Annotated in this window: 20 protein-coding genes, 1 tRNA gene and 1 pseudogene; 11 read left to right on the top strand and 11 right to left on the bottom strand. The window is 71.8% G+C overall.

Annotated elements, in window-relative coordinates; genetic code table 11:
• Nucleotides 1-12: 12 nt before the first annotated feature.
• The 4 genes from NH287_RS05725 to serS form a co-directional block, all read right to left on the bottom strand.
• The gene (locus NH287_RS05725) at nucleotides 13-1,320 is read right to left on the bottom strand and encodes an LCP family protein (RefSeq protein WP_253034833.1); all 1,308 of its coding nucleotides are present in this window, start codon (nucleotides 1,318-1,320) and stop codon (nucleotides 13-15) included.
• 20 nt (nucleotides 1,321-1,340) lie between these two features.
• Nucleotides 1,341-1,425, bottom strand: a tRNA-Ser gene (locus tag NH287_RS05720).
• A 100-nt stretch (nucleotides 1,426-1,525) separates the two neighbouring features.
• Nucleotides 1,526-2,431 carry an HAD-IIB family hydrolase gene (locus NH287_RS05715; protein WP_253034832.1) on the bottom strand — a complete coding sequence of 302 codons (906 nt, stop codon included), beginning with the start codon at nucleotides 2,429-2,431 and terminating at the stop codon, nucleotides 1,526-1,528.
• The gene (gene serS / locus NH287_RS05710) at nucleotides 2,428-3,693 is read right to left on the bottom strand and encodes a serine--tRNA ligase (RefSeq protein ID WP_064003780.1); all 1,266 of its coding nucleotides are present in this window, start codon (nucleotides 3,691-3,693) and stop codon (nucleotides 2,428-2,430) included. The genes NH287_RS05715 and serS overlap by 4 nt, the downstream gene beginning before the upstream one ends.
• A gap of 103 nt (nucleotides 3,694-3,796) precedes the next feature.
• Here serS and NH287_RS05705 point away from each other — a divergent pair, with 103 nt between their 5' ends.
• The gene (locus tag NH287_RS05705) at nucleotides 3,797-4,966 is read left to right on the top strand and encodes a diacylglycerol kinase family protein (RefSeq protein WP_253034831.1); all 1,170 of its coding nucleotides are present in this window, start codon (nucleotides 3,797-3,799) and stop codon (nucleotides 4,964-4,966) included.
• Between the two features lie 61 nt (nucleotides 4,967-5,027).
• Nucleotides 5,028-6,392, top strand: coding sequence for a deoxyribodipyrimidine photo-lyase (locus NH287_RS05700; protein ID WP_253034830.1), 1,365 nt, complete (start codon nucleotides 5,028-5,030; stop codon nucleotides 6,390-6,392).
• A gap of 73 nt (nucleotides 6,393-6,465) precedes the next feature.
• Here the strand turns inward: NH287_RS05700 and NH287_RS05695 are convergent.
• A pseudogene (locus NH287_RS05695) lies at nucleotides 6,466-6,981 on the bottom strand (beta-galactosidase); the annotation flags it as partial.
• Nucleotides 6,982-7,138: 157 nt separating this feature from the next.
• Here NH287_RS05695 and NH287_RS05690 point away from each other — a divergent pair.
• The gene (locus NH287_RS05690) at nucleotides 7,139-8,173 is read left to right on the top strand and encodes a LacI family DNA-binding transcriptional regulator (protein ID WP_253034829.1); all 1,035 of its coding nucleotides are present in this window, start codon (nucleotides 7,139-7,141) and stop codon (nucleotides 8,171-8,173) included.
• 51 nt (nucleotides 8,174-8,224) lie between these two features.
• Nucleotides 8,225-9,268, top strand: a complete 1,044-nt coding sequence (locus NH287_RS05685) for an LLM class flavin-dependent oxidoreductase (protein ID WP_253034828.1) — start codon at nucleotides 8,225-8,227, stop codon at nucleotides 9,266-9,268.
• A gap of 140 nt (nucleotides 9,269-9,408) precedes the next feature.
• Here NH287_RS05685 and pheA read toward each other — a convergent pair whose 3' ends face one another.
• Complete coding sequence (gene pheA / locus NH287_RS05680) at nucleotides 9,409-10,371, bottom strand: prephenate dehydratase (protein ID WP_064003770.1); 963 nt, start codon at nucleotides 10,369-10,371, stop codon at nucleotides 9,409-9,411.
• Nucleotides 10,368-11,291 carry an EamA family transporter gene (locus NH287_RS05675; RefSeq protein ID WP_253034827.1) on the bottom strand — a complete coding sequence of 308 codons (924 nt, stop codon included), beginning with the start codon at nucleotides 11,289-11,291 and terminating at the stop codon, nucleotides 10,368-10,370. The genes pheA and NH287_RS05675 overlap by 4 nt, the downstream gene beginning before the upstream one ends.
• Nucleotides 11,292-11,363: 72 nt before the next feature.
• Between NH287_RS05675 and NH287_RS05670 the strand changes: the two genes are divergently transcribed.
• The 3 genes from NH287_RS05670 (at nucleotide 11,364) to galE (ending at nucleotide 15,111) form a co-directional block, all read left to right on the top strand.
• Nucleotides 11,364-12,299: a LysR family transcriptional regulator gene (locus tag NH287_RS05670; protein ID WP_253034826.1), complete on the top strand. Its 936-nt coding sequence runs from the start codon at nucleotides 11,364-11,366 to the stop codon at nucleotides 12,297-12,299.
• A gap of 61 nt (nucleotides 12,300-12,360) precedes the next feature.
• A complete protein-coding gene (gene pgm / locus NH287_RS05665) occupies nucleotides 12,361-14,001 on the top strand; it encodes a phosphoglucomutase (alpha-D-glucose-1,6-bisphosphate-dependent) (protein ID WP_253034825.1) in 1,641 nt (546 codons plus the stop codon).
• Nucleotides 14,002-14,133: 132 nt separating this feature from the next.
• Entirely contained in the window at nucleotides 14,134-15,111 is a 978-nt protein-coding gene (galE, locus tag NH287_RS05660) for a UDP-glucose 4-epimerase GalE (RefSeq protein WP_253034824.1), read from the top strand.
• Nucleotides 15,112-15,238: 127 nt separating this feature from the next.
• Here galE and NH287_RS05655 read toward each other — a convergent pair whose 3' ends face one another.
• Entirely contained in the window at nucleotides 15,239-16,177 is a 939-nt protein-coding gene (locus NH287_RS05655) for a LacI family DNA-binding transcriptional regulator (RefSeq protein WP_253034842.1), read from the bottom strand.
• A gap of 105 nt (nucleotides 16,178-16,282) precedes the next feature.
• On the opposite strand from NH287_RS05655, the gene galT reads away from it, so the two are divergent.
• From galT to NH287_RS05640, 3 genes are all read left to right on the top strand, one after another.
• Entirely contained in the window at nucleotides 16,283-17,464 is a 1,182-nt protein-coding gene (gene galT, locus NH287_RS05650; protein ID WP_217529465.1) for a galactose-1-phosphate uridylyltransferase, read from the top strand.
• The gene (gene galK / locus NH287_RS05645) at nucleotides 17,461-18,639 is read left to right on the top strand and encodes a galactokinase (protein ID WP_253034823.1); all 1,179 of its coding nucleotides are present in this window, start codon (nucleotides 17,461-17,463) and stop codon (nucleotides 18,637-18,639) included. Before galT ends, galK begins: the two co-directional genes overlap by 4 nt.
• Nucleotides 18,640-18,709: 70 nt before the next feature.
• Nucleotides 18,710-20,371 carry an ABC transporter ATP-binding protein gene (locus NH287_RS05640; protein WP_253034822.1) on the top strand — a complete coding sequence of 554 codons (1,662 nt, stop codon included), beginning with the start codon at nucleotides 18,710-18,712 and terminating at the stop codon, nucleotides 20,369-20,371.
• 388 nt (nucleotides 20,372-20,759) lie between these two features.
• Here NH287_RS05640 and NH287_RS05635 read toward each other — a convergent pair whose 3' ends face one another.
• The 3 genes from NH287_RS05635 to NH287_RS05625 all read right to left on the bottom strand — a co-directional run bounded on the left by NH287_RS05635 (nucleotide 20,760) and on the right by NH287_RS05625 (nucleotide 24,476).
• Nucleotides 20,760-21,719 (bottom strand): ABC transporter permease, encoded by a 960-nt coding sequence (locus NH287_RS05635; protein ID WP_253034821.1) that lies wholly within the window; start codon nucleotides 21,717-21,719, stop codon nucleotides 20,760-20,762.
• Entirely contained in the window at nucleotides 21,716-22,720 is a 1,005-nt protein-coding gene (locus tag NH287_RS05630; protein WP_064003762.1) for an ABC transporter permease, read from the bottom strand. The genes NH287_RS05635 and NH287_RS05630 overlap by 4 nt, the downstream gene beginning before the upstream one ends.
• Nucleotides 22,721-22,805: 85 nt before the next feature.
• Nucleotides 22,806-24,476 (bottom strand): ABC transporter substrate-binding protein, encoded by a 1,671-nt coding sequence (locus NH287_RS05625; protein WP_253034820.1) that lies wholly within the window; start codon nucleotides 24,474-24,476, stop codon nucleotides 22,806-22,808.
• Between the two features lie 149 nt (nucleotides 24,477-24,625).
• Between NH287_RS05625 and NH287_RS05620 the strand changes: the two genes are divergently transcribed.
• Nucleotides 24,626-25,489 carry a spermidine synthase gene (locus NH287_RS05620; protein WP_253034819.1) on the top strand — a complete coding sequence of 288 codons (864 nt, stop codon included), beginning with the start codon at nucleotides 24,626-24,628 and terminating at the stop codon, nucleotides 25,487-25,489.
• Nucleotides 25,490-25,506: the final 17 nt, after the last annotated feature.

Genomic DNA, 25,506 nt, shown 5'->3' with positions numbered 1-25,506 from the left:
CCGAACCGGGGCTCAGCGCTGCGCGACGGTGCAGGTGACCTCGTTGGCCGACTGGCCCGTGATCTCGCCCGGCAGGTCGACTGTGCCCTCTTCGCCCGCCGGCGGGGTCGCCGTGGCCCCGGGGGTTCCGCTCGGGTCGGGCGTCGCGGATCCGGTGGGATCGGGTGTCGCGTTCGGGTCGTCGGCCTCGCCGACGACCTCGACGCCGTTGCCTCCGCTCGCGGCACCGGTCACGCGGATCGGCTTGTTCTCGGCCAGAGCCGTGAAGAGCACGTCGGCCGCCGACGTGACCGGCAGCACGCGGGCACCACCGGGGGCGTAGTACGTCGGGTACTGCACGAAGACGATGTCCTTGTACGGGACGTCCGCGACGGCCATCGCGATCTGCACCATCCGCTGCGGGTTGGTGAGCGACTCGCTGAGGACCAGCTGCTTCTCGTTGACCTGGCGGAGGGCGGTGTTGGCGAGGTTCAGAAGCGCCGGGTAGTTCGAGAGCACCTCACCCGACTGCAGCTTGCGCACGAGCGAGCTCATGAACTGCTGCTGGTTCGAGATGCGGCCGAGGTCGGATCCGTCGCCGATGCCGTGACGGATGCGGAGGAACTGCAGCGCCTCCGCCCCGACGAGGGTGTGCTCGCCGGCGGCGAGGTCGAGACCCGTGTGCCGGTCCTTGATGTCGTCGCTGAGGCAGACGTCGACACCGCCGATCGCGTCGGACATGTTGATCACGCCGGTCCATCGGATGGCGCCGGCGAACTGGATGTCGACACCGGTCAGCTCCTCGACGGTCGCCACCGAGCAGCTGAGCCCGCCATAGCTGTAAGAGGTGTTGATCATCTGCGCGCTCATCGCGGGGGACGAGCCGCCGTCGGGGTTCTCGCACGCCGGGATCGGCACGATCATGTCGCGCGGGAACGACACGACGGTCACCCGACGGGGCGCATCGCTGATGTGCACGAGCATCGTCACGTCGTTGCGCTCGCCGCCGTCGTCGTCCGCGCAGCGCGGGAAGAGCGTGAGGTCCTGACCCTCGCACGAGTCGGTGCCGACGACGAGCATGTTGACGCCGCCCTCGATCTCGCCGATGTGCGGCGGCAGGGCGGCGTCGTCGCCGATCGCCACACCGTTCTCGTCGAGGCTGCGCGCGGCATCCCACACGTAGAACCCGCCGATGGCGACCGTGCTGACCAGCGCGACGGCGAGGACGGCCGCGAGGATCGTGAAGACCTGGCGCAGCGGATGCGGCGACGTCAGCGCTCCGTGACGGGCGACGGGTTGACGGCGGAACTTCGTCGCCTTCGCGTCGTGCCTTGCGCTCACGGATCACCTTTCGGACAGTGCGGAGGGTGTGGGATTCGAACCCACGGGACATTGCTGCCCACCGGTTTTCAAGACCGGATCCTTCGGCCGCTCGGACAACCCTCCCGACCGCGCAGACAGCCCCGGTCGAACAGGCCGAGTCTAGCCGACCCCAGAACCCGTCCATTCTCGCGGCAGCGCCTGTGGGCGGCCTGAACGAGGCCGGTCAGAGGGCCTTCAGCACCGCCGTGACGCCCCCCTCGGTGACGGATGCCGTGAGCTCCGACGCCTCGGAGGTCACCTCATCGGGCCCCTGGCCCATGGCGATCGCCCGTCCGCCGTTCGCGCGCGCCCATCGGAACATCCCGATGTCGTTGCGTCCGTCGCCGATGACGACGACGTGGGCGGGGTCGATGCCCAGCCACTCGCGCACCTTCTCGAGACCGGTCGCCTTGTCGACGCCCTGCGGCGCGATGTCGAGCCACGCCGACCAGCCCACCGCGTACGAGACCTCGTTCAGGCCGATCCGCGACACGAGGTCGACGAAATCCTGATCGGTGCCCTCCTCCGACACCACGACGACGCGCGACACCGGCTGCGCGGAGAGGTCCTCGAACGGGACGCGGTCGGCGCGCGACACGTTCCACTCGTCCATGTCGTCGGTGTAGAGGCGACGCCCGTCGGGCAGTTCGACCATGTACCGCGCCGAGGGGAGGTGGTCGCGCAGCAGTGTCAGCACCTCGGACGCGTCGAACTGCTCGGTGTGGAACCGCTCGTACTCGCGGGTGCCGGCTGGGCCGGTGCGCCGCAGGATCACCGCGCCGTTCGAGCACACGACGTACTCGGGGGTGAGCGCCAGCCCCTCGAGGATGTGGCGCGTCCCCTCCCACGAGCGACCCGTCGCGAGCATGACCTCGTGCCCGGCACGCTGCGCGTCGGCGATCGCGTCCACGACACCGGGGCTGTAGCTCTCGTCCTCGAGCAGGATCGTGCCGTCGACGTCGAGCGCGATGAGCAGTCGCTCGCGCGGGGGCTCGGCGGCATCCGTCGCGATCTCGTCGACCACCTCGGCGGCATCGTCGGGCGAGACGGCGCGGACCTCGCCGGTCGCGGGCGCTCCCTCGGGACTCACGCGATCGGCTCCGCCACCTCGAGGCCGCCCAGGTAGGGGCGCAGGACCTCTGGGATGACGACCGAGCCGTCTTCGCGCTGGTGCGTCTCGAGCAGGGCGACGATCCAGCGGGTCGTCGCGAGCGTGCCGTTCAGCGTCGCGACGGGAGCCGTGCGGCCGCCCTCGGGGCGGTACCGGATGTCGAGGCGGCGGGCCTGGTAGGTGGTGCAGTTCGACGTCGACGTGAGCTCGCGGTACGCGCCCTGCGTCGGGACCCAGGCCTCGACGTCGTACTTGCGCGCGGCGGACGACCCCAGGTCGCCGGCGGCCACGTCGATCACGCGGTACGCGAGACCGAGGTCCTGCAGCATGCGCTCCTGCATCTCGACGAGGCGCAGGTGCTCGGCCTCGGCGTCGTCAGGCGTCGTGTAGACGAACATCTCCAGCTTGTTGAACTGGTGCAGGCGGATGATGCCGCGGGTGTCCTTGCCGTACGAGCCGGCCTCGCGGCGGTAGCACGTCGACCAGCCGGCGTAGCGCTTCGCGCCCGCCTCGAGGTCGAGGATCTCGTCCATGTGATAGCCGGCGAGCGGGACCTCGCTCGTACCGACGAGGTACAGGTCGTCGTCGTCGAGGTGGTAGACCTCGTCCGCGTGCTGGCCGAGGAAGCCGGTGCCGCGCATGACCTCTGCGCGGACGAGGGTCGGCGGGATCATGGGGATGAAGCCGGCCTCGAGCGCCCGCTGCATCCCGAGGTTCATGAGGGCGAGCTCGAGTCGGGCACCGATCCCGGTGAGGAAGGTGAACCGCGCGCCCGAGACCTTCGCCCCGCGCTCGGTGTCGATCGCGCCGAGCATCTCGCCCAGGGCGAGGTGGTCGCGCGGTTCGAAGTCGAACGTCGCGGGCTCGCCGTGCGTGCGCAGGGTGATGAAGTCGTCCTCGCCACCGGCGGGCACGCCGTCGATGACGATGTTCTCGATGCGCGCGAGGGCCGCCGAGGCGGCCTCCTCGGCCACGGTGACCGCCTGCTGGGCGGCCTTGACGCGCTCGCTGAGGTCCTTCGCCTCGGCGACGAGCGCCGCCTTCTCGTCCTTCGGCGCCTTCGCGACCCGTTTGCCGTGCGCGTTCTGCTCGGCGCGGAGCTCCTCGAAGGCGGTGATCGCCGCGCGCCTCTCACGGTCGGCGGCCAGGGCGGCGTCGACGGTGTCGGGCGACTCGCCGCGGGCTTCCTGCGAGCGCTTCACGAGGGCCGGGTCGTCACGGAGGAGGGCGAGATCGATCACCCGTCGAGTCTAGTCGCGGGCCTCCCGGCCCCCTCCCCTGGTGCGGATCGCGCAGCCGCGCAAGGGGCCCCGGGAGACGGATGCCGGGCCCTATCCTGTACGCATGGCGACCGAACCCGGCACGACGCACGGCTCCGACGACGCGCACGACCCGGCTGCTGTCGCAGAACCCGACGGCGTCATCCGCGAGCCCGACGACATCGCGCCCGACACGGAGGACGGCGAGACGGGCGAGGCCCGCCGGGTCGACCGCAGCGGATCGACCGAGCCGATGCCCGACGAGGACGGTCGGCCGAGCCCGAAGGCCGCCCTCGTCTACAACCCCATCAAGGTCGACGGCGACGCGCTGCGCGAGCAGGTCGCGACCGCCGCGAAGGCGGCCGGCTGGTCCGAGCCCCTCTTCTACGAGACCACCGTCGACGACCTCGGCGACGACGTCGCCCGCCAGGCCCTGAAAGAAGGGGTGGATGCCGTCCTCGTCGCCGGCGGCGACGGCACCGTCCGCGCCGTGAGCGAGGCGATGACGGGCTCCCCCGTCCCCCTCACGATCGTGCCGAGCGGCACCGGCAACCTGCTGGCCCGCAACCTCCGGCTCCCGCTCGACGACCCGGCGGCGATGATCGCCGCCACCTTCGACGGCGACACCCTCGCGATCGACGTGGGCCTCGCGCAGCTGCGTCGTCCCGACGGCGAGACCGCCGAGCACGCGTTCGTCGTCATGGGCGGGATGGGGCTCGACGCCGCGATGATCGCCAACACGAACAGCGACCTGAAGAAGAAGGTCGGCTGGGTCGCCTACGTCGACGGCGCCGCCCGGTCGATCGCCCAGGCCAAGCCGTTCCCGGTCGTCTACCAGGTGCCGGGTCACCGCATCCACCGGGCCGACGTGCAGAGTGTGCTCTTCGCCAACTGCGGGTCGCTTCAGGCGGGGCTCGAGCTGATCCCCGAGGCATCCATCACCGACGGCGAACTCGACGTCGCGATCCTGCAGCCGCGCTCCGCGTTCGGCTGGCTGCTCGTCTGGCGGCGCCTCGCGTGGGACAACAGCGTGCTGCGCAAGTTCCGCACCGGGCGCAAGATCCTCTCGCTCCGCACCGCCGACAACTCCGTGCGCTACTCGCGCGGCAAGGGCATCGACCTCGCCGCCGAGGAGGCGCACCCCGTGCAGCTCGACGGCGACGAGTTCGGCGAGGCGACCCGCATCGCCGTCCGCGTCATCGCCGGCGGACTCACCCTCGCGATCCCGCGCGGGCACTCCGTCGAGGCCGTCTGAGGGATTCCGCGCCGGATTGCAAGGGGCGGCGCCGGCCTCGTCGGGTGACGAGGATGAGGGGATGCCGTCCCCTTCGATCGTCTGGTTCCGCGACGACCTGCGCCTCGCCGACCACCCCGCCCTGCGCGCGGCCGTGGACCGCGGCGAGCCCGTCATCGGTCTCTACGTCCTCGACGAGGAGTCCGAGGGCATCCGCCCGCTCGGCGGGGCGGCCCGGTGGTGGCTGCACCACTCGCTCGCCTCGCTCGCCGAACGGCTCGCGGAGCGCGGTTCGCGGCTGATCCTGCGCCGCGGACCCGCCGCCCGGGTCGTCCGCGACGTGGCCGACGACACCGGCGCGGGCGCCGTGTTCTGGAACCGGCGCTACGGCGGGCCCGAGCGCGAGATCGACGCGCAGCTGAAGGCGGGCCTGCGGGAGGGCGGCGTCGAGGTCGCGTCGTTCGCGGCATCCGTCCTCTTCGAGCCGTGGACCATCCAGACGGGATCGGGGAAGCACTTCTCGGTCTACAGCCCGTTCTGGCGGGCGTGCCTCGCGCAGCCCGCTCCGCGCGCGCCGCTGCCCGAACCGCGGGAGGTGAGCGGACCCTCGCGCTACCCCGCGTCGGACGACCTCCACGACTGGCAGCTGCTGCCGACCGCACCGGACTGGGCGCAGGGCCTGCGCGACACGTGGGAGCCGGGCGAGCCGGCGGCCCGCCGCCGCCTGCGCGAGTTCCTCGACGAGGACCTCGGCCACTACGGCGACGCCCGCGACCGGCCCGCCGCCGGGGCGACCTCGATGCTCTCGCCGCGCCTGCGGTGGGGCGAGCTGAGCCCGCACACCGTCTGGCACGCCGCGGTCGAGGCCACCGGCGCCTCGCAGTTCCTGTCCGAGATCGGCTGGCGCGAGTTCGCCTGGCACACCCTGTACCACTTCCCCGAACTCGCAACGAAGAACCTCCGCCGGGAGTTCGACGCGTTCCCCTGGCCGCGCGTGAAGCCGTCCGCACTCGAGGCCTGGCAGAAGGGGCGCACCGGCTACGCGATGGTGGATGCCGGGATGCGCGAGCTCTGGGAGACCGGCTACATGCACAACCGCGTGCGGATGATCACGGCATCCTTCATCATCAAGAACCTTCTCATCGACTGGCGCCGCGGCGAGGAGTGGTTCTGGGACTGCCTCGTCGACGCCGACGGGGCGAGCAACCCGTTCAACTGGCAGTGGGTCGCCGGGTCGGGCGCCGACGCCGCACCGTACTTCCGCGTCTTCAACCCGGAGCTGCAGGCCGACAAGTTCGACAAGAACCGCGAGTACATCGGGCGGTGGGCTCCGGAGTACCGGGATGCCGACGGGCAGCCGCCCCTGCCGATCGTCGACCTGAAGGCGACCCGGCAGAACGCGCTCGACGCCTACGAGAAGGTCAAGCAGGCCTCGCGCGAGTCCTGACCGAACGCGACCGCGCCGCGGATCGGAGCCCGGAGGCCCGACCCGCGGCCCGGATGCGTGGTGTCTGCGAGGTGCGGAAGGCGGCGGCGCTCTCGTCGCAGTGGCAGAGCGCGTTGTGGCATCCGAGCTCGTTCGAGACGTGCCAGAGCGCGACGGCCGGGTGCGCGCCGTAGCGTGCGGCGACGGCGTCGACGAGTGCGAGCGCGGCCTCACGGTAGACGGGCGAGCTCGGACACCACGCCTGGCGTCCGCCGGGGTAGCGTCGGGTGCCGTCGTCGACGACGGGGAGGATTTCGGGGTGCGCCGTCGTCAGCCACGCGGGCGTCGACGCGGTGCCGGTGCCGAGGTTCACCCGGATGCCGGCGGCGTGCAGCCGGCCGATGATGTCGTCGAGGCGGGCGAAGTCGTACTGCCCCGCGCGCGGCTCGAGGTGGGCCCAGCCGAAGATGTTGATCGCGACGAGGTCGACGCCGGCCTCGCGCATGAGCGCGATGTCCTCGTCCCAGACGTCCGGCATCCACTGTTCGGGGTTGTAATCGCACCCGAACGCGATGCCGTCGTGCTCGAAGGGGCGGGCGGGGACCGACATGTTCTCCTCTGGATCCTGTGAACGTGCACAGGTCCGAGCGGTTTTCCTCCGCATTGAGGATCTGTGAACGTGAACAGACTAGGTGGGACGTCGCTGGCTGTCAAACATTGATCCAGAACCTCTGTGCGCGGTGTGTGCGTGCACATACGATGAACGCGTGAGCAGCGATCGCACGGATGTCATGGGCCGCCGCCGTCGCGCGACCGTCAAGGACGTGGCCACGGAAGCCGGCGTCTCGCGGGGCACCGTCAGCCGGGTGCTCAACGGGCAGCCTTACGTCTCGGACGAGGCACGCGAGGCCATCGAGGCCGCCATCGCCAAGGTCGGCTTCGTCCCGAACCGCGCCGCCCGGAGCCTCGTCATGCAGAGCTCGCAGGCGATCGGCCTCATCGTCCACGAGCCGCACTCGCTCTTCGTCGAGGACCCCAACATCGGCTCGATCCTCCTCGGCGCCAATGCCGCCCTGTCGGAAGCGGACTACCAGCTGACGTTCATGATCGCCGACACGACCCGCGACATCGAGCGCCTCGCCCGCTATCTGAGCGGAGGCCTCATCGACGGTGTCATCATCGTCTCGGCCCGCGTCGGCGACCCCATCACCCGCGCCGTCGCCGACCTCGGCCTGCCCGCCGCGTTCGTCGGACACCCGCGCGACATCGGCGACGCCGCCTTCGTCGCCATCGACAACCGCGGCGCGGCGCGCGAGATCACGAACCGGCTCGCCGCGACGGGGCGCCGCCGGATCGGCATGATCGCCTCCGCTCTCGACCGCGACTCGGGATCGGACCGCCTCGCGGGATTCGTCGACGCCCTCGGGTCTCGGTTCGAACCGAGCCTCGTCGAATCCGTGCCGCTGTACTCGTACTCCGACGGGCAGGCCGGGATGCGGGCGCTCCTCGAGCGCGCGCCCGACATCGACGGCGTCTTCGCCTCGAGCGACGCCGTCGCCGCCGGGGCGATGGACGTCCTCCAGGCCGCGGGTCGGCGCATCCCCGAGGACATCGGCATCGTCGGCTTCGACGACAGCTCGTGGGCGCTGCGCTGCGATCCGCCCCTGTCGACCGTGCACCAGCCCGCCGATGAGCTCGGCCGCGCCGCCGCCGAGTCGGTCCTCCGTCAACTCCGCGGCGAGGATCCCGATGCCGGCGGCACGGTCCTCCCCTGCCCCGTCGTCTGGCGCAACTCGGCCTGATCGGCGTCGGCACGGAATGCCGGGCGACCCGCGCCGGTTGCAGCCCAGGATATGAGCATTGCGACCCCGGCCCTCTCCGTTCTCGACCTCGTCCCCGTTCGCACGGGGCAGACCAGCAGCCAGGCGATCGCCGCCTCGCTCTCCCTCGCGCAGCGCGCCGACGAGCTCGGCTACCGGCGCTACTGGTTCGCGGAGCACCACAACATGCCGGCCGTCGCCTCGACCACTCCCCCGGTGCTGATCGCCGCCGCGGCGGCGCGGACCCGCCGCATCCGTGTCGGCTCCGGCGGCGTCATGCTGCCGAACCACTCCCCGCTCGTCGTGGCAGAGCAGTTCGCCGCCCTCGAAGCCCTCGCCCCCGGTCGCATCGACCTCGGCATCGGCCGCGCCCCCGGCTCGGACCCCGTCATCACGCAGCTGCTGCGCCAGTCGGGGACCACGAGCGACGTCGAGCGGTTCCCGAACCACGTCACCGACATCCGTTCCCTCGTCTCGGCCGAGGGCGCGACGCTGCGGTTCACCTCGGGCGGCACGTACGACGTGCGGGCGACGCCCGCGTCGACCAGCACCCCCGAGGTGTGGCTGCTCGGCTCGAGCGGCTACTCGGCCCAGCTCGCCGCGGGGATGGGCCTGCCGTACGTGTTCGCGAATCACTTCTCGGGCGACGGCCTCGAGCGGGCGCTCGACCTCTACCGCGGGCAGTTCCAGCCGTCCGAGACGCTCGCCGAGCCCCGCACCTTCGTCACGGCCAACGCCGTCGTCGCCGACACCGACGCGCAGGCCCGCGCCGCCGCGCTGCCGCAGGCGCGCATGATGGCGCGTCTGCGCGGCGGCAAGCCCCTCACGGCGCTCGAGACCGTCGAGCAGGCCGCGGCGGCGGAGGCCTCGGACAGGCTCGCCGCCCCCGTGTTCGACGCGATGATGTCGCGCTGGTTCGTCGGGACCGGCCCCGAAGTCCGCAGCCGGCTCGCGGAGTTCGCCGCCCGCCACGGCGTCGACGAGGTCATGGTGTCGCCCGTGTCCGCCGCGACCGAGGACGAGCCGATGGATGCCGCACCCTCGCGCCTCCGCACGCTGGAGCTGCTCGCGGCCTGAGGCGCTCGCGGGCTGAGGCGTGTGCCGCCGCGCGCGGGCGGCCACAACCGAGGAGATCCGTCACCGAGACGCGGTGGTAACCGGTTCCACCCGCCGCGCAGCGGCACATCTCCGCGGTTGGTGCCGCGCAGGCGGGCGGGTCAGGCCTCGGGCTCGCCCGAGACGAGGCCGCGCAGCCAGTCGCGCGCCTCGACGAAAACCTCATCGGAGTACCGCTCGGGGTAGCGGACGATCGCGCGGTCGGCCCGCGGGTACGAGCCGAGGTAGAGCACCCGCGGCGAGAAGCGGCGCAGGCCCAGCAACGCGTCGGCCATGCGCTCGTCCTCGATGTGCCCGTCGGCGTCGATGACGAAGCGGTACCGGCCGAGCTCGTCGCCGATCGGGCGCGAGGCGAGCAGCGACAGGTTGATGCCCCGGGTCGCGAACTGCTCGAGCAGCTCGAGGAGGGCACCCGGGTGGTCCTCGGGCAGCTCGACGATGAGCGACGTCTTGTCGGCCCCCGTCGGCGCGGGCGGCGGAGCCGTGCGGCTCACCAGCACGAACCGCGTCACGGCGTGCGGGTTGTCGCCGATCTTCTCGGCCAGCAGGTCGAGGTCGTAGAGCTTGAGGATGCCCGGCGGGGCGATCGCGGCATCCGCGGAGATCCCGCCGTCGACGAGTCCCACGGCGGCGGCGACGTTGCTCGTGGCGGGGATGTGCGAGTGCTCGGGCAGCGCGGCCGTCAGCCACGTGAGGCACTGTGCGTAGGCGACGGGGTGGGCTGCGACGACCGAGACGTCCTCGAGCCGCACGCCGGGCCGGGCGACCAGCACGAACTCGACCGGCACGAGGTACTCCCCCACGATGCGGAGTCCCGGCACGGTCGCCAGCGCGTCCTGCGTCGTCGAGACGCCGCCGTCGACGGAGTTCTCGATCGCGATCATCGCCGCATCCGACCGGCCCTCGATGACGTCGGCGAGCGCCTCGCCGACGTTGCGGACGGGGCGCCAGGTCTGGTCGCGCGCTTCGGGGACCTGCGCGAGGGCGGCTTCGGTGAAGGTGCCGGCGGGGCCGAGGAAGCTGTACGTGCGACGGGTGGGGGAAGCCGGGGGCTCGGATGTCACGCGGACAGCCTAGTGGGCACCCCCATGAGCCCCGCCGCCTCCGGCACCGGCTGTCGACGACGGATGCCGCTGACCAGCACGCCCGCGACGAGAACCGCGCCGCCGACCACCTCTCCGACGCTCGGAGCCTCGCCGCGCAGCAGTGCGGCCGAGGCCATCGCGACGACGGGCGCGAGCAGGATCCACGGCACGACGGCCGCGGACGGATTGCGGCCCAGCAGTCCGTTGAAGACGGCGTACGCGAACAGGGTGCACAGGCCCGCGGTGTAGAGGGTCGAGACGACGGCCTGGGGTCCGATGGCGGCGAGCCCCGCGCCGATCGCCGCGGGACCGTCGATGACGAACGACAGGGCCAGGGCGGGGATCGGCACGACCAGCGACGACCAGACCGTCAGTGACAGCGTGCCGCCGCGGCCGATCCCGGTGACGACGCCCGCGCGGCGCGAGATCACGTTGCCGACGGCCCACGACAGCGCGGCCGCGAGCGCGAGGCAGACCGCGAGCACGGGAGCGTCGCCGCCGCGGAAGAGCGCCACAATCGCGAGACCGACGACGCCGAGGCCGACACCGATGACCTGCGTCGCTGAGGGGCGCTCGCGCAGGGCGATCGCGGCGATCACGATCGTGAAGACCGCCTGCGCCTGCAGGAGGAGCGCGGCGAGGCCCGGGCTCAGCCCCAGCGCGAGCGACGTGTAGAGGAGCGCGAACTGGCCGAGGCTCATGAACAGGCCGACTCCGACGATCACGCGCCACCCGGTCTGCGGCCGCGGCACCACGAGGACGGCGAGTGCGACGACGGCGAACCGGATCGCCGCGAACAGCAGGGGCGGGATGCCGCTCATCCCCCAGTCGATGACGACGAAGTTCAGGCCCCACAGCGAGGCGACGAGGGCGGCGAGGAGCATGTCACGGCGGGTCACGGGACCAGTCCACCCGCGGCATCCATGAAGGACAAGCGATCATTCCGCGACGTGAATCGGTAGCATCGCTTCATGATCGATCTCGAGGCCGTCGTGTCCCTGCGCGCCGTGGCCACGGAGGGGAGCGTCGCCGCCGCCGCCACGGCCCTGGGATTCACGCCGTCGGCGGTCTCGCAGCAGATCAAGCGCCTCGAGCGCGATACCGGCGTGGCCCTGCTCGAGCGAGTCGGGCGAGGAGTGGTGCTGACCGAGTCCGCGACGCGCCTCGTCGTGTCGGCGACGCCGATCCTCGCCGACCTCGAGCGGGTCCGCGCGGATCTCCACGGAGGCGGCGAGCCCGACCGGGTCGCCGGCGAGATCCGCATCGGGGCGTTCTCGACGGTCGTGCGCGGCGTCATGGTGCCCCTGCTCGCGGACCTCGGCCGGCGGCATCCGGACCTGCGACTGCCGCTGCGCGAGAGCGAACCGTGGGAGACGGTCGCCCTCGTCGCGTCGGGTCAACGGGACCTGGGACTCGTGCACCGCTGGGGCAACGTCGCCCTCGCGATCCCCGACCACCTCGTCGAGACCCCGCTGTTCACCGACGTCGCCGACATCATCCTGCGCCGCGACCACCCGCTCGCCGGCCGCACCGAACTGCGCCCCGAGGACCTCGGCGGCGAGCCGTGGGTCGCGACGTTCGAGTCGACGATCTGCCGGCAATGGCTGCGGCGGCTGTTCGACGGTGTCGGCGGCGCGCCGCGGATCGTGCACGAGTCGATGGAGTTCGAGAACCACCTCGAGATCGCCCGCGCGGGCATCGCCGTCGCGCTGGTGCCGCGCCTGGGCCGCCCGCCGCTCGGCCCCGACCTGGTCGCGATCCCGACCGTGTCGCCGGAGTCCATCCGCGAGGTGTCGGCGATACACCGCCGGACCATGTCGGACTCGCCGGCCCTGCGGACCGTGCTCGACGCGCTGTCGGAGCGAGCGGCGGCGATGGTCACCGAGGCGGGCCGCCTTCCGGCGTGAGCTCGCTGCGGATCCGCGACACGCAGGCGCTCCCGTCCGAGTTCCCTGGCAGACTGGGCGAATGAGCCGCGCAGGACAGCCAGCCGAAGCCTCTGACCTCGTCGACGTGGACGCCCTCATCGGCGCCTACTACGACCTGAAGCCCGACCCGTCGGTCGCCGCGCAGCGGGTCGCGTTCGGGACGAGCGGCCACCGCGGCTCGTCGCTGTCGCGCAGCTTCAACGAGGACCACATCCTCGCCACGACCCAGGCGATCGTCGACTACCGCGCGGCGCAGGGCATCACCGGCCCGCTGTTCCTGGGCCGCGACACGCACGGACTCTCGCTGCCCGCCGAGCACACCGCCATCGAGGTCCTCGTCGCGAACGGCGTCGACGTCCGCGTCGACAGCGGCGACTCGTGGGTGCCGACACCCGCCCTCAGCCACGCGATCCTCACCTACAACAAGGGTCGGGACGAATCGGATGCCGGTCGCGCCGACGGCATCGTCGTCACCCCCTCGCACAACCCGCCGCGCGACGGCGGCTTCAAGTACAACCCGCCCCACGGCGGACCCGCCGACACCGACGCGACCGGCTGGATCGCTGACCGCGCGAACGCGCTCATCGAGGCGGGCCTGGAGGGCGTCCGACGCATCCGCCACGCGGACATCGACGACGCGACCCTCGGCCAGTACGACTTCCGCGAGGGGTACGTCGCCGACCTGGCATCCATCATCGACGTCGAGGCGATCGCGCGCTCGGGCGTGCGGATCGGCGCCGACCCGCTCGGCGGTGCCTCGGTCGAGTACTGGGCCCTCATCGGCGAGCGCTACGGGCTCGACCTCACGGTCGTGAACCCCGAGGTCGATCCGACGTGGCGGTTCATGACGCTCGACTGGGACGAGAAGATCCGCATGGATCCCTCCTCCCCCTCGGCGATGGCCGCCCTCGTCGCCCGGCGCGACGAGTTCGACATCCTCACCGGCAACGACGCCGACGCCGACCGTCACGGCATCGTGACGCCCGACGCCGGGCTCATGAACCCGAACCACTTCCTCGCCGTCGCGATCGACTACCTCTACCGCCACCGCGAGGGCTGGCCGCAGGATGCCGCCATCGGCAAGACCCTCGTGTCGTCGATGATCATCGACCGCGTCGCCGCCTCGCTCGGCCGCACCCTCCTCGAGGTGCCCGTCGGGTTCAAGTGGTTCGTCCCGGGCCTGCTCGACGGCTCCGTCGCCTTCGGCGGCGAGGAATCCGCCGGTGCGTCGTTCCTGCGCAAGGACGGCACCGTCTGGACGACGGACAAGGACGGCATCCTCCTCTGTCTGCTCGCCGCCGAGATCCTGGCCGTCACCGGAAAGACCCCCTCGCAGCGGTACGCCGAGCTCGAGGCCGAGTTCGGGGCATCCGCCTATCAGCGCGTGGACGCACCCGCCTCGCCCGAGCAGAAGGCGGCCCTGTCGAAGCTCTCGGGCGACGCCGTGTCGGCGAGCGAGCTGGCCGGCGACCCCGTCACGGCGAAGCTCTCGCACGCGCCCGGCAACGGTGCGGCGATCGGCGGGCTCAAGGTGCAGACCGAGTACGCGTGGTTCGCGGCGCGCCCGTCGGGCACCGAGGACGTCTACAAGCTGTATGCCGAGAGCCTCAAGGGTCCCGAGCACCTCGCGCAGGTGCAGGAGGAGGCGCGCAAGGTCGTCGCCGCCGCGCTGGGTTCCTGAGGCCGCGGGCGCCGGGTTCCTGAGGCCGCCGCGCCGGGTTCCTGAGTCCGCCGCCGCGCCGGGTTCCTGAGTCCGCGGGTGCCGGGTTCCTGGGGTCCGGCGGCCCGGTTCCGCGCCAGTAGGCTCGGGACCATGAGTTGGCTCGTCACCGGAGGCGCCGGGTACATCGGCGCGCACATCGTCCGCGCTCTCGCCGAGGCGGGTCTCGACCCGATCGTCCTCGACGACCTCTCCAGCGGACACGCCACGTTCGTGCCCGAGGGGGTGCCCTTCGTGCGGGGCACGATCCTCGACCAGCAGCTCGTCGCCGACACCCTGCGCACGCACGGCGTCGACGGCGTCATCCACGTCGCCGGGTTCAAGTACGCCGGTGTCTCGGTGCAGCGCCCCCTCCACACCTACGAGCAGAACGTCGAGGGCACCCGCGTGGTGCTCGCGGCGATGGCGGATGCCGGGGTCACGAACATCGTGTTCTCCTCCAGCGCCGCCGTGTACGGCACCCCCGACGTGCCCCTCGTGACCGAGGACCTGCCCAAGCGTCCCGCCTCGCCATACGGCGAATCGAAGCTCATCGGCGAGTGGCTGATCGCGGCGCAGGGCGTCGCGACGGCGGCATCCGATGCACCCCTGCGTCACACCTCGCTGCGGTACTTCAACGTCGTCGGCTCGGGCGACCCGTCGGTCTACGACACGAGCCCCCACAACCTGTTCCCGATCGTCTTCGAGATGCTGCTGAAGGGTGAGACGCCGCGAATCAACGGCGACGACTACGACACCCTGGACGGCACGAACGTGCGCGACTACGTGCACGTCGCCGACATCGCCGCCGCGCACGTCGTCGCGGCGCAGCGTCTGCGCGCGGGCGAACCGGTCGAGCCCGCCTACAACCTCGGCTCGCAGAACGGCCTGTCGGTGCGCGAGATCATGGATGCCGTCGCCCGGGTCACCGGCATCCCGTTCACCCCCGAGATCGCCCCGCGCCGCGCCGGCGATCCCGACCGCATCGTCGCCACCGGCGAGCTCGCCGCCCGCGACCTCGACTGGAAGATGCGGTACACCGTCGACGAGATGGTCCGCACCGGCTGGGACGCCCGCCGCACCGCCGGCTGAGAGCCCCCGGTCACGCGCGAGAGCGCGCGTCCGTGCCGACAGCGCCGCCTGCTGACACGCTCGGACGGGCGCTCTCGGCAGCAGGGGGCGCTTTCGCGCGAACAACCGCGAGCGAGCGGGCGGCGCGTCAGCCCGACGCGCGGGCGATGAGCGTCGTCGGGACGACTGTCCGTGTCGCGGGCTCGCCGTCGAGCGTCGCCGCGAGGGCGGCGACGGCGGCCTCGCCGAGGGCGTCGAAGTTCTGCCGGACGGTGGTCAGCGGCGGGCGGTAGTCCGCGGCATCCGCCACGTCGTCGAACCCGATGACGGCCACATCCTCACGTCCCGCCTCGGCGAGCGCGCGCAGCACGCCGAGCGCCATCTGGTCGTTCGCGGCGAACACCGCGTCCACCGCGGGGTCGGCGGCGAGGACGACTCCCGCTGCGTGACCGGATGCCGCACCCCAATCCCCGCGCAACGGTTCCCGGGGCGGCGGCCCGTCGTGCGCCGCGCGCCAGCCGCGCTCGCGCTCGGCCGCCGCGAACGACTCGGCGGGCCCGGCGACGTGCGCGATCGCGCGACGCCCGGCATCCGTCAGCCTGCGTGTGGCCGTCTCGGCGCCGCCGGCGTGGTCGGACTGGACCGTCGCGAACGCCCCGCCGGGTGAGTCGACTGCGACCAGCGCGAGACCCGCGGGCGGCGCGACGCCCTCCGCGATGGCCGTCGCCTCGTTGAGGACGATCGCGCCGTCGACGCCGAGGTCGTGCAGGCGGTCGAAGGCGTCGGCGATGCCCGTCCGCTCGGCGAGCGAGATGAGGGTGACCGCCAGGTCGCGCCGGGCCGCAGCGGATGCCACGGCTTCGAGCATCCGCGAGTTGCCGACGGTCGCGAGGGTCGCGACGATGACACCGATCGTGCCGGAGCGGCCCGTGCGCAGGGCCCGGGCGGCGCGGTGAGGGCGGTAGCCGAGGTCGGCCATCGCCGCCTCGATGCGCGCGCGGGTCTCGGGGTCGACGCGCGGGCTGCCGTTGACGACGCGCGAGACGGTCTGGCCGGACACACCCGCCGCCGCGGCCACGTCGGCCATCGAGACGCGTCGCTGCACGGCATCCTCCCCGGCGCGGCCCCGGCACGATCTGCGGAGATCCGCGCGATGTTGACGATAACACAGCCCTTCGGCTACCGTGTTGACGTGAACACGCCGCAGTTCGAGCCCACCCCCACCGAGACATCCGACCTGGGCGCCGGCGTCGTCAAGCGCAGCACCCGCCTCGCCGACGGCCGCGAGCTGATCTACTTCGACGACCCCGGCACGACCCTCGGCCCGGAGCGCGCCGTCGACACCCGCGATCTCGACGCCCGCCCCGAGACCGCCACGATGCGGCAGGACGTCCTCACCGGCGACTGGGTCTCCGTCGCCGCGAACCGGCAGAACCGTGCGTTCCTGCCCCCCGCCGAGCTCGACCCGCTCGCGCCGCAGACCCCGACGAACCCGTCCGAGATCCCATCGCACTACGACGTCGCCGTCTTCGAGAACAAGTCGCCCTCGTTCGGCCCCGCCCTGGCCGAGGCGACCGACGACGTCCCCGCCGCGGTCGACCCGCCGCGCGGGCTCGACGACCTCGCCCACCTCGGGCTCGGCCGCACCCGCACGAGCGTCGGCCGCACCGAGGTGGTCTGCTTCTCGCCCGAGCGCACCGGCTCGTTCGGCACGCAGTCCGTCACCCGTGCCCGCACCGTCATCGAGGCGTGGGCCGACCGCACCGCCGCCCTGTCCGCCCTTCCCGGCATCGAGCAGGTGTTCCCCTTCGAGAATCGCGGCGAAGCGATCGGCGTCACGCTGCAGCATCCGCACGGCCAGATCTACGCCTACCCGTACGTCACTCCGCGCACGACCCGTCTGCTCGACTCGATCGACCGCACCGCCCCCGACCTGTTCCAGCGCATCCTCGAGTTCGAGCAGGCCGGCCCCCGCGTCCTGCTGCGCGGCGAGCACTGGACCGCCTTCGTGCCGTTCGCCGCCCGCTGGCCACTGGAGATCCACCTGCTCCCGCACCGTCACGTCGCCGACTTCGCGACGCTCTCGGAGCCCGAGAAGGACGAGCTCGCCCCGCTCTACCTGCGACTGCTGCGCGGCGTCGACGCCCTCTACGAGTCCGAGACTCCCTACATCGCCGCCTGGCACCAGGCGCCGGTCCACGTCGGCCGCGACACCGTGCGCCTGAGCCTGCAGCTCACGAGTCCCCGTCGCGCCGCCGACAAGCTCAAGTTCCTCGCCGGATCCGAGGCCGCCATGGGCGCCTGGATCGGCGACGTCCCCCCGGAGGACGCCGCCGCGCGCCTCCGCACCGCCATCGAAGGAGTCACCCTGTGACCGCTGCCGGCGAGGCCCACGGCCTCTTCTCCACCCTCACCGGCAACGAGCCGGTCGGCCTCTGGTCGGCGCCCGGGCGCGTCAACCTGATCGGCGAGCACACCGACTACAACGACGGCTTCGTCTTCCCGTTCGCGACGCCCCACCGGACGCACGTCGCGCTCGGCCGCCGCTCGGACGGCCGCATCCGCGTGGTCTCGACCTTCGACGAGGCGCCGGTCGAGGTGGCGCTCGCGGACCTCGACGCGCTCTTCCCCGACCGCCGCGACGAGGTCGTCGAGTGGGCCAGGTACCCGCTCGGTGTCGCGTGGGCCCTGCTGCAGGCGACCGGGACGGATGCCGCATCCGTCACCGGTGTCGACCTCGCGTTCGCCTCGGACGTCCCCGTCGGCGCCGGGCTCTCGTCGTCGGCGGCCATCGAGGGTGCGACCGGCTCGGCGCTCAACGACGTGTGGGGGCTCGGCCTCGACCGCGTCGCACTCGCGCAGGCGGGACGCCGCGCCGAGAACGAGGCCGTCGGCGCTCCGACCGGGATCATGGACCAGATGGCGTCGATGCTCGGTGAGACGGATGCCGGCACCTTCCTCGACTGCCGCAGCCTCGACGCGCAGGTGGTCGCCCTCGGATTCGACGCCGCGGGGCTCGAGCTCATGGTGATCGACACGCGTGTCGCCCACGCGCACTCGACCGGCGGCTACGGCGAGCGCCGCGCCGCGTGCGAGCGCGGTGCGGAGGCGATGGGCGTCCCGGCCCTGCGCGACGTGCGCGTCGACCAGCTGCCGCAGGTCGAGCAGCTCGTCGACGAGGTGACCTATCGGCGGGTGCGTCACGTCGTCACCGAGAACCAGCGCGTGCTCGACACCGTGCGTACGCTGCGCGAACAGGGCCCCCGCGCCATCGGCGACCTGCTCTACGCCTCGCACGCCTCGATGCGCGACGATTTCGAGATCTCGGTGCCCGAGCTCGACCTCGCCGTCGAGACCGCCCGCGAGAACGGCGCGGTCGGGGCGCGGATGACGGGCGGCGGATTCGGCGGGTCGGCGATCGCGCTCATCGACCGCGCCGCCGTCCCGGCCGTGCGAGGCGCGGTTCTGGCAGCCTTCGCCGCGGCGGGGCACACCGAGCCGCACGTCTTCACGGTGCGACCGTCCGAGGGTGCCCGCCGCGACGGCTGATCCCGTTACGGCTCGGTAAAGCCGGCGATCCGCCCGTGCGCCCGCGGCGGGCGGAGGGCAGGATGGACCCATGCCCTTCGCCACCACCCCCGCCGCCGGCACGCCCCTCCTGCAGGTGCGCGACCTCGCCGTCGAGTTCCAGACCATCGACGGATCGGTGCGCGCCGTGGAGGGCGTCGACCTCGACCTCGCCGCGGGTGAGACGGTCGCGATCGTGGGCGAGTCGGGCTCGGGCAAGTCGACGACCGCGATGGCCGTGATCGGCCTGCTGGCCGGCAACGGACGCATCGCCGACGGCAGCATCCGCCTCGACGGCCAGGAGCTCGTCGGGGCCTCCGAGGCGACGATGCGCGGCATCCGCGGGGCGCAGATCGGACTCGTGCCGCAGGACCCGATGTCGAACCTCAACCCGACGTCGAAGATCGGCACGCAGGTCGCCGAGACCCTGCTCGCGCACGGGCTCGCGACGAAGAAGGACGTCGACCGGAAGGTCGTCGAGACCCTCGCGGCGGCCGGCCTGCCGAATGCCGAGGAGCGCGCGAAGCAGTACCCGCACGAGTTCTCGGGCGGCATGCGCCAGCGCGCACTCATCGCGATCGGCCTGGCCTGCAACCCGCGCCTGCTCATCGCCGACGAGCCCACGAGCGCGCTCGACGTGACGGTGCAGAAGACGATCCTCGACCAGCTCGGCCGCATGACGACCGAGCTCGGCACGTCCGTCCTGCTGATCACGCACGACCTGGGTCTCGCGGCCGAGCGCGCCGCCCGGGTCGTCGTCATGCACCGGGGCCGCATCGTCGAGCAGGGCCCCGCGCGGCAGATCCTCGAGGGCCCGCAGCATCCCTACACCCAGTCCCTCGTGCAGGCGGCGCCCTCGGTCGCCGTCGCACGGTTGCGCCCCGAGGCGTTCACGGCCCCGACACCGGATGCCGCGCCGAAGCCGGTCGACAACATCGTCGAGGTCGAGGGGCTCACCAAGCTCTACAAGGTCCGCGGGCAGAAGGAGGACTTCGCCGCCGTCCGCGACGTCTCGTTCGCGATCCCCCGCGGCGAGACGGTCGCGATCGTCGGCGAATCCGGGTCGGGCAAGACGACGACGGCACGGATGCTGCTGAAGGTCGTCGACCCGACGGAGGGTGTCATCCGCTACGACGGTGCGGATGTGGCATTCCTCAAAGGACGGCAGCTGCGCGAGTTCCGGCAGAAGGTGCAGCCGATCTTCCAGGACCCGTATTCGTCGCTGAACCCCATGTTCACGATCGAGCGGATCGTGCAGGAACCGCTCGACTTCTACAACCGCGGCTCCGCGAAGGACCGTGCCGCGCGGGTGAGCAAGCTGCTCGACGACGTCGCCCTGCCCGAGTCGATGCTGCGGCGCTACCCGTCGGAGCTGTCCGGCGGTCAGCGTCAGCGCGTCGCGATCGCGCGGGCCCTCGCCCTGTCGCCGGAACTGATCGTCTGCGACGAGCCGGTGTCGGCGCTCGACGTTCTCGTGCAGGACCAGATCCTGTCGCTGCTGCGCGACCTGCAGAACGAGTACGGCCTGAGCTACCTGTTCATCTCGCACGACCTCGCCGTCGTGCGCCTGATCAGCGACTACGTCTGCGTCATGAAGGACGGCGCGCTCGTCGAGGCCGCCTCGAGCGAGGAGATCTTCACGAACCCGCGCGACCCCTACACACGCAACCTCCTCGCCTCGATCCCCGGCAACGAGCTCGACATCGCCGTCTGACCCTCCTTCCGGCATCCCTCCCCTGTCACAAAACGCCGCCCGACGCGGCACGACGCGACAGGCGAACAGCGGATGCCGCGCCTCCGCAACCCTCCCCTGTCACAACACGCCGCCCCACGCCGCACAACGCGACAGGCGAACAGCCCCAGCACGCACGGGCAGCGAAGCGATCCCGGTGGGCCGGACAGTCGGGGAAGGGGCCCTGTTGTCCGACCCGCCGGGATCGCGCAGCGGTACCAGCCGCCCCGCCGGGATCGCGCAGCGGTACCCCGGCGCGACTACGGCACGACCGCGTTGCCGAGCCCGCCGAGCGTGTACAGCGCGGCCAGCCCCACGACCACGACGACGGCGAGCCCGACGACGACGAGCAGCGCCCGCCGGCTCACGATCAGCGCCCGCGCGTCCGGGGGTCCATGGCTTCGCGCAGCGCCTCACCGAAGAGCGTGAAGCCGAGCGCGGTGATGGCGATGCAGATGCCGGGGAGGAACGCCAACCACGGCGCGATGGCGAGTTCCGCCTGCGCGTAGGTGAGCATGCGGCCCCACTCCGCGGTCTCGGGGCGTCCGCCGCCGAGGCCGAGGAACGACAGCGCTGCGGCGTCGATGACGGCGGTCGCGAGCGACAGGGTGCCCTGCACGATGACCGGTCCGACCGCGTTCGGCAGGACGTGGGTCATCGTGATGCGCCCGCGGCCGAGGCCGAGGGTCTGCGCCGAGAGGACGTAGTCGGCCGACCGCTGCTGCAGCATCGAGGCGCGGAGCAGGCGCGCGAAGATGGGCACCTGCGCGACACCGATGGCGATCATGACCGAGTTCTGGTTCTGGCCGAGGATCGCTGCGATCGAGACGGCGAGCAGCAGGCTCGGCACCGACAGCAGGATGTCGACGAGTCGCATGATGACGTTGTCGACCCAGCCGCCGAACGTGCCGGCGATGAGGCCCAGCAGCATCCCGCCGACGAGGCCGTAAGCGGTCGAGATGACGCCGATGAGCAGCGACGACTGCGCTCCCCAGATGAGCTTCGACAGCACGTCGCCGCCGAACCGGTCGAGGCCGAGCGGGAACGCCGCGATCTCGCCGGGACCGGGGATGTAGGTCGGAGTGATCTCGCGCGCACCCGGGAGGTCGGTCTCGGGGTACGGGGCGAGCAGCGGCGCGAGGATCGCGACGAGCACGAACAGCAGCACGATGACGAGGCCGGTCCACGCAACGGGGCTGCGCCGCAGGCGACGGAAGACGTCGTGCCAGAAGCCGCCGCGCGGCGCTCCGCCGCTGCCGGCGTTCAGGTCGACGGCCGTGGCGTCCTCGGCGGGGCTCCCGCCGGCGGCGGGGGGAAGGACGGTGCTCATGAGACCCTCACTCTCGGGTCGATCAGGCTGTACGAGACGTCGACGAGCAGGTTGATCAGCGCGTAGACGATCGCGATGAAGATGATGAAGCCCTGCAGGACCGGGAAGTCGCGGTTGAAGATGGCGCCGGCGAGGAACGATCCGATGCCGGGGAAGGCGAACACCGTCTCGGTGAGGATCGCTCCCGACAGCAGCAGACCCGCCTGCAGGCCGATCGTCGTGATGACCGGCAGCATCGCGTTGCGGAGGATGAAGCGGTTGCGCAGCAGCGCTCCGGGCACGCCCTTGGCCTTGCCGGTGCGCACGTAGTCCGCGTTCTGGACCTCGAGGACGGATGCCCGGGTGATGCGCACGATGATCGCGAGGGGGATCGTGCCGAGCGCCACCGCCGGCAGAATCAGGTGGAGGACGGCATCCCATGCCGCGTCGAACTCCCCTGTGATGAGGCCGTCGAGGACGTAGAAGTTCGTGTAATGCGTCGCGTCGATCCGGGGGCTCTGGCGGCCGTCCGAGGGCAGCCATCCCAGCTGCACCGCGAAGACGTACTTGAGGATGAAGGCCAGGAAGAACACCGGCACGACGATGCCGAGCAGGCTGAAGACGACGGCGGCGCTGTCGGCCGCCTTGCCGTGGCGGCGGGCGGCCCAGTACCCGAGGGGCACGCCGACGCCGACGGCGATGATGAGCGCGGCGAGCGAGAGCTCGATCGTCGCGGGGAAGCGGCGCAGGAACTCGTCGAGCACGGGACGGCTCGTCTGCAGCGAGCTGCCGAAGTCGCCCGAGAGGAGCCTGCCGATCCACGTGAAGTACTGCTCGAGGAGCGGGCGGTCGAAGCCGTAGAGCTCGTTGATGCGGGCGACGGCTTCGGGGGTGGACTTCTCGCCGAGCAGGGCCTGGGCGGGCCCACCGGGGAGGGTTCTCACCCACCAGAAGAGCAGGATGCTCAGGCCGAGGAGGGTGGGGATCAGCAGCAGGAGCCTTTTGCCGATGGTTCGCAGCACGGGTGTCGCTTTCGGGGAGGTCGGTGCGGGGCGGGAGGGTGTCCCGCCCCGCACCGGTCAGGCGGCCGGGGCCGCCTCGATCGGCTTACTTCGTGAGGACGATCTCGCTGAACACCTCATCGTTCACGGGGCTCGCCGGGTAGCTCTCGACGCGGGGGTCGAAGGCCAGGGTGGGAGCCGGGTGGGCGAGCGGGACACCGGGGATGAACTCGGCGACCTGCTCGTTGATGTCGGAGTAGACCTGCGTCTGCTCGTCGAGGTCCGCGATGCCGCGGGCGTCGGTCAGGGCGGAGAACAGCTCGGGGTTGTCGAAGCCCCACTCCGCCGACTTCTGACCGAAGAAGACGCCGAGGAAGTTGTCGGTGTCGTTGTAGTCGCCGGTCCAACCGAGCAGGTGGATGCCGTGGTCCGTGCCGCCGGTGATGAGGTCGAGGTACTCGCCCCACTCGTTCGACTGCGGCGTGGTCTCGACGCCGACCTCGTTCAGCTGCTTCGACAGCACCGTGAAGATCTGCTCGGGGTCCGGCATGTACGGACGCGAGACGTTGACCGGGTAGTTGAAGGTCAGCGCGAGCGGGTTCGCCTCGTCGTAGCCGGCCTCGGCGAGCAGCTGCTTCGCCTTCTCGGGGTCGTAGTCGTACGTCGTGACGTCGGCGTTCCAGCCGTTGACGGTCGGCGGCATGAACTGCGTCGCCTTCTCGGTGCCCTCGGGGAGGACCTGCGAGATGAGCGCGTCCTTGTCGACGGCGTACGAGAGAGCCTCACGGACCTTCGGGTCCTGAAGCTCCGGGACCGCCTGGTTGAAGGCGAGGTAGAGGATCGTGAAGGGAGGACGCGACACCATCTTGTAGCCGTCCTCCTCGAGGGCGGCCGTGTCGGCGGGGCCGACGAGGTCGTACCCGTCGATGGAGCCCGACTCGAGCGCCTGGCGGCGGGCGGTCGGGTCGTCGATCACGCGGAAGATGATCTCGTCGATCTGGCCGGCGTCGCCCCAGTAGTCCTCGTACGAGCTCAGCGTCAGCTGCTCGCCCGGCGACCACTCGTCGAACTTGTAGGGACCGGTGCCGACGGGGTGACCCATCGCGTACTCGCTGAGGGTCGGGGCCTCGGCGGTGCCGCCGACCTCGTCGGCCTTGTACTCCTCGAGGGCGGTCGGCGACTGCATCCCGAAGGCGGGGAGCGACAGCGCCGCGACGAAGCCGGCGAAGGGCTTCTTCAGCGCGATGGTGACCGAGTCGTCGCCGTCGGGCGTGCAGGAGTCGTAGACCGCAGTGTCGGGGCTCGACGCGTAGCCCTTGAAGAGCTTGTTGTAGTAGTAGCCGAGCGCCTCGCTGGCGGCCAGGCCCTCCCAGTTGTACCAACGGTCGAAGTTGACGCACACGGCCTCGGCGTTGAACGGCGTGCCGTCGTGGAACGTGACGTCCTTCTTGAGGGCGAACGTGTAGCTCAGCGAGTCGTCCGAGACCTCCCACGACTCCGCGAGGAGCGGCGCCGGGTCGGCAGTGCCGGGCTTGGTGCCGACGAGACCCTCGAAGATCTGACGCGAGACGCGGAACGTCTCGCCGTCCTGGGCGAAGGCGGGGTCGAGGCTGGCCGGGTCGGCCGAGGCGCCGAAGACGAACGTGCCGTCGACGTCGGCCGAGCCTTCGCCTTCGGTCTCGCCGCCGCGCTGACTGGCGCACGCGCTGAGCGCGAGCGCACCGATGACGAGGGCCGCGGCGCCCGCGACCACCCGCTTCCTGGACATGGGGAGCATTGCTGTGCACCTTCCGATGAGGCTCGTCGGCGACGCGCCTGGAGGGCGGCGCTGCCGAAGGGATGCCGCTGACGCTACCTGCCCCACTGCGGGCAAGCGGTTACATCTGCATCTCGATCGTGTTTCTTCCTGCGGGCTACCGTAGACGAATGGCCCGCTCCCGCGACCCGATCGACCCGCCTGTCGCGAGACTGTCCGACGGCCGGCAGGCGCGCATCGTGCCGGGTCGTTTCGCCGGCGGCTGGGAACTGATCGTCGACACGACCCCCCAGTCGCACGTGGACCTCGACGATCCGTCGCACCTCCACTTCGAGTACGTCGCCCGGATGGGTGCGGTGATCGACCAGATCGGGATGCCGGGCGAGCCCCTCACGGCCGTGCACCTCGGTGCGGGCGCCCTGACCCTGCCGCGGTACGTCGAGCACACCCGGCCGGGGTCGCGGCAGCAGGTGATCGAGCTGGAGCAGGCGCTCGTCGACCTCGTCCGCGCGCACCTGCCGCTCCCCCGCACGGGACAGCTCCGGGTACGCATCGGCGACGCGCGCGACGTCGCGGCGCGCCTGCCCGCGGGGCTCGTCGGCAACGTCGACCTCGTCGTCTCCGACGTGTTCGCGGGCGCCCAGACCCCCGCCCACATCACGAGCGTGGAGTACTACCGCATCCTCGCGGGGCTGCTCGCACCCACCGGCATCCTGCTCGTCAACATCGCCGACGGCAGCGGGCTGGCCTTCGCGCGCCGTCAGGTCGCGACCGTGCGCTCGGTGCTCGAGCACGTCGTGATCCTCGCCGAGGTCGGCACACTCAAGAGCGGTCGGTTCGGCAACATCGTGATCGCCGCCTCTCCCGCTCCGCTGCCGATGGACTGGCTGCCGCGGCTCATGGCGGCGGGGCCGCACCCCGCGAAGGTCGCCCACGGCGCCGAGCTCGAGGCGTTCGCGCGCGATGCGCGGATCATGACGGATGCCGACGCCACCCCGTCGCCGAAGCCCGCCGCATCCGTCTTCGACCGCTGAGGCCACGACGCGCGGCG

It is taken from the genome of Microbacterium sp. CnD16-F (assembly GCF_024124465.1).
GTDB lineage: Bacteria > Actinomycetota > Actinomycetes > Actinomycetales > Microbacteriaceae > Microbacterium > Microbacterium gawkjiense.
The sequence above is the reverse complement of the archived record's forward strand: the minus strand, read 5'-3'. Positions and strand labels throughout refer to the sequence as shown.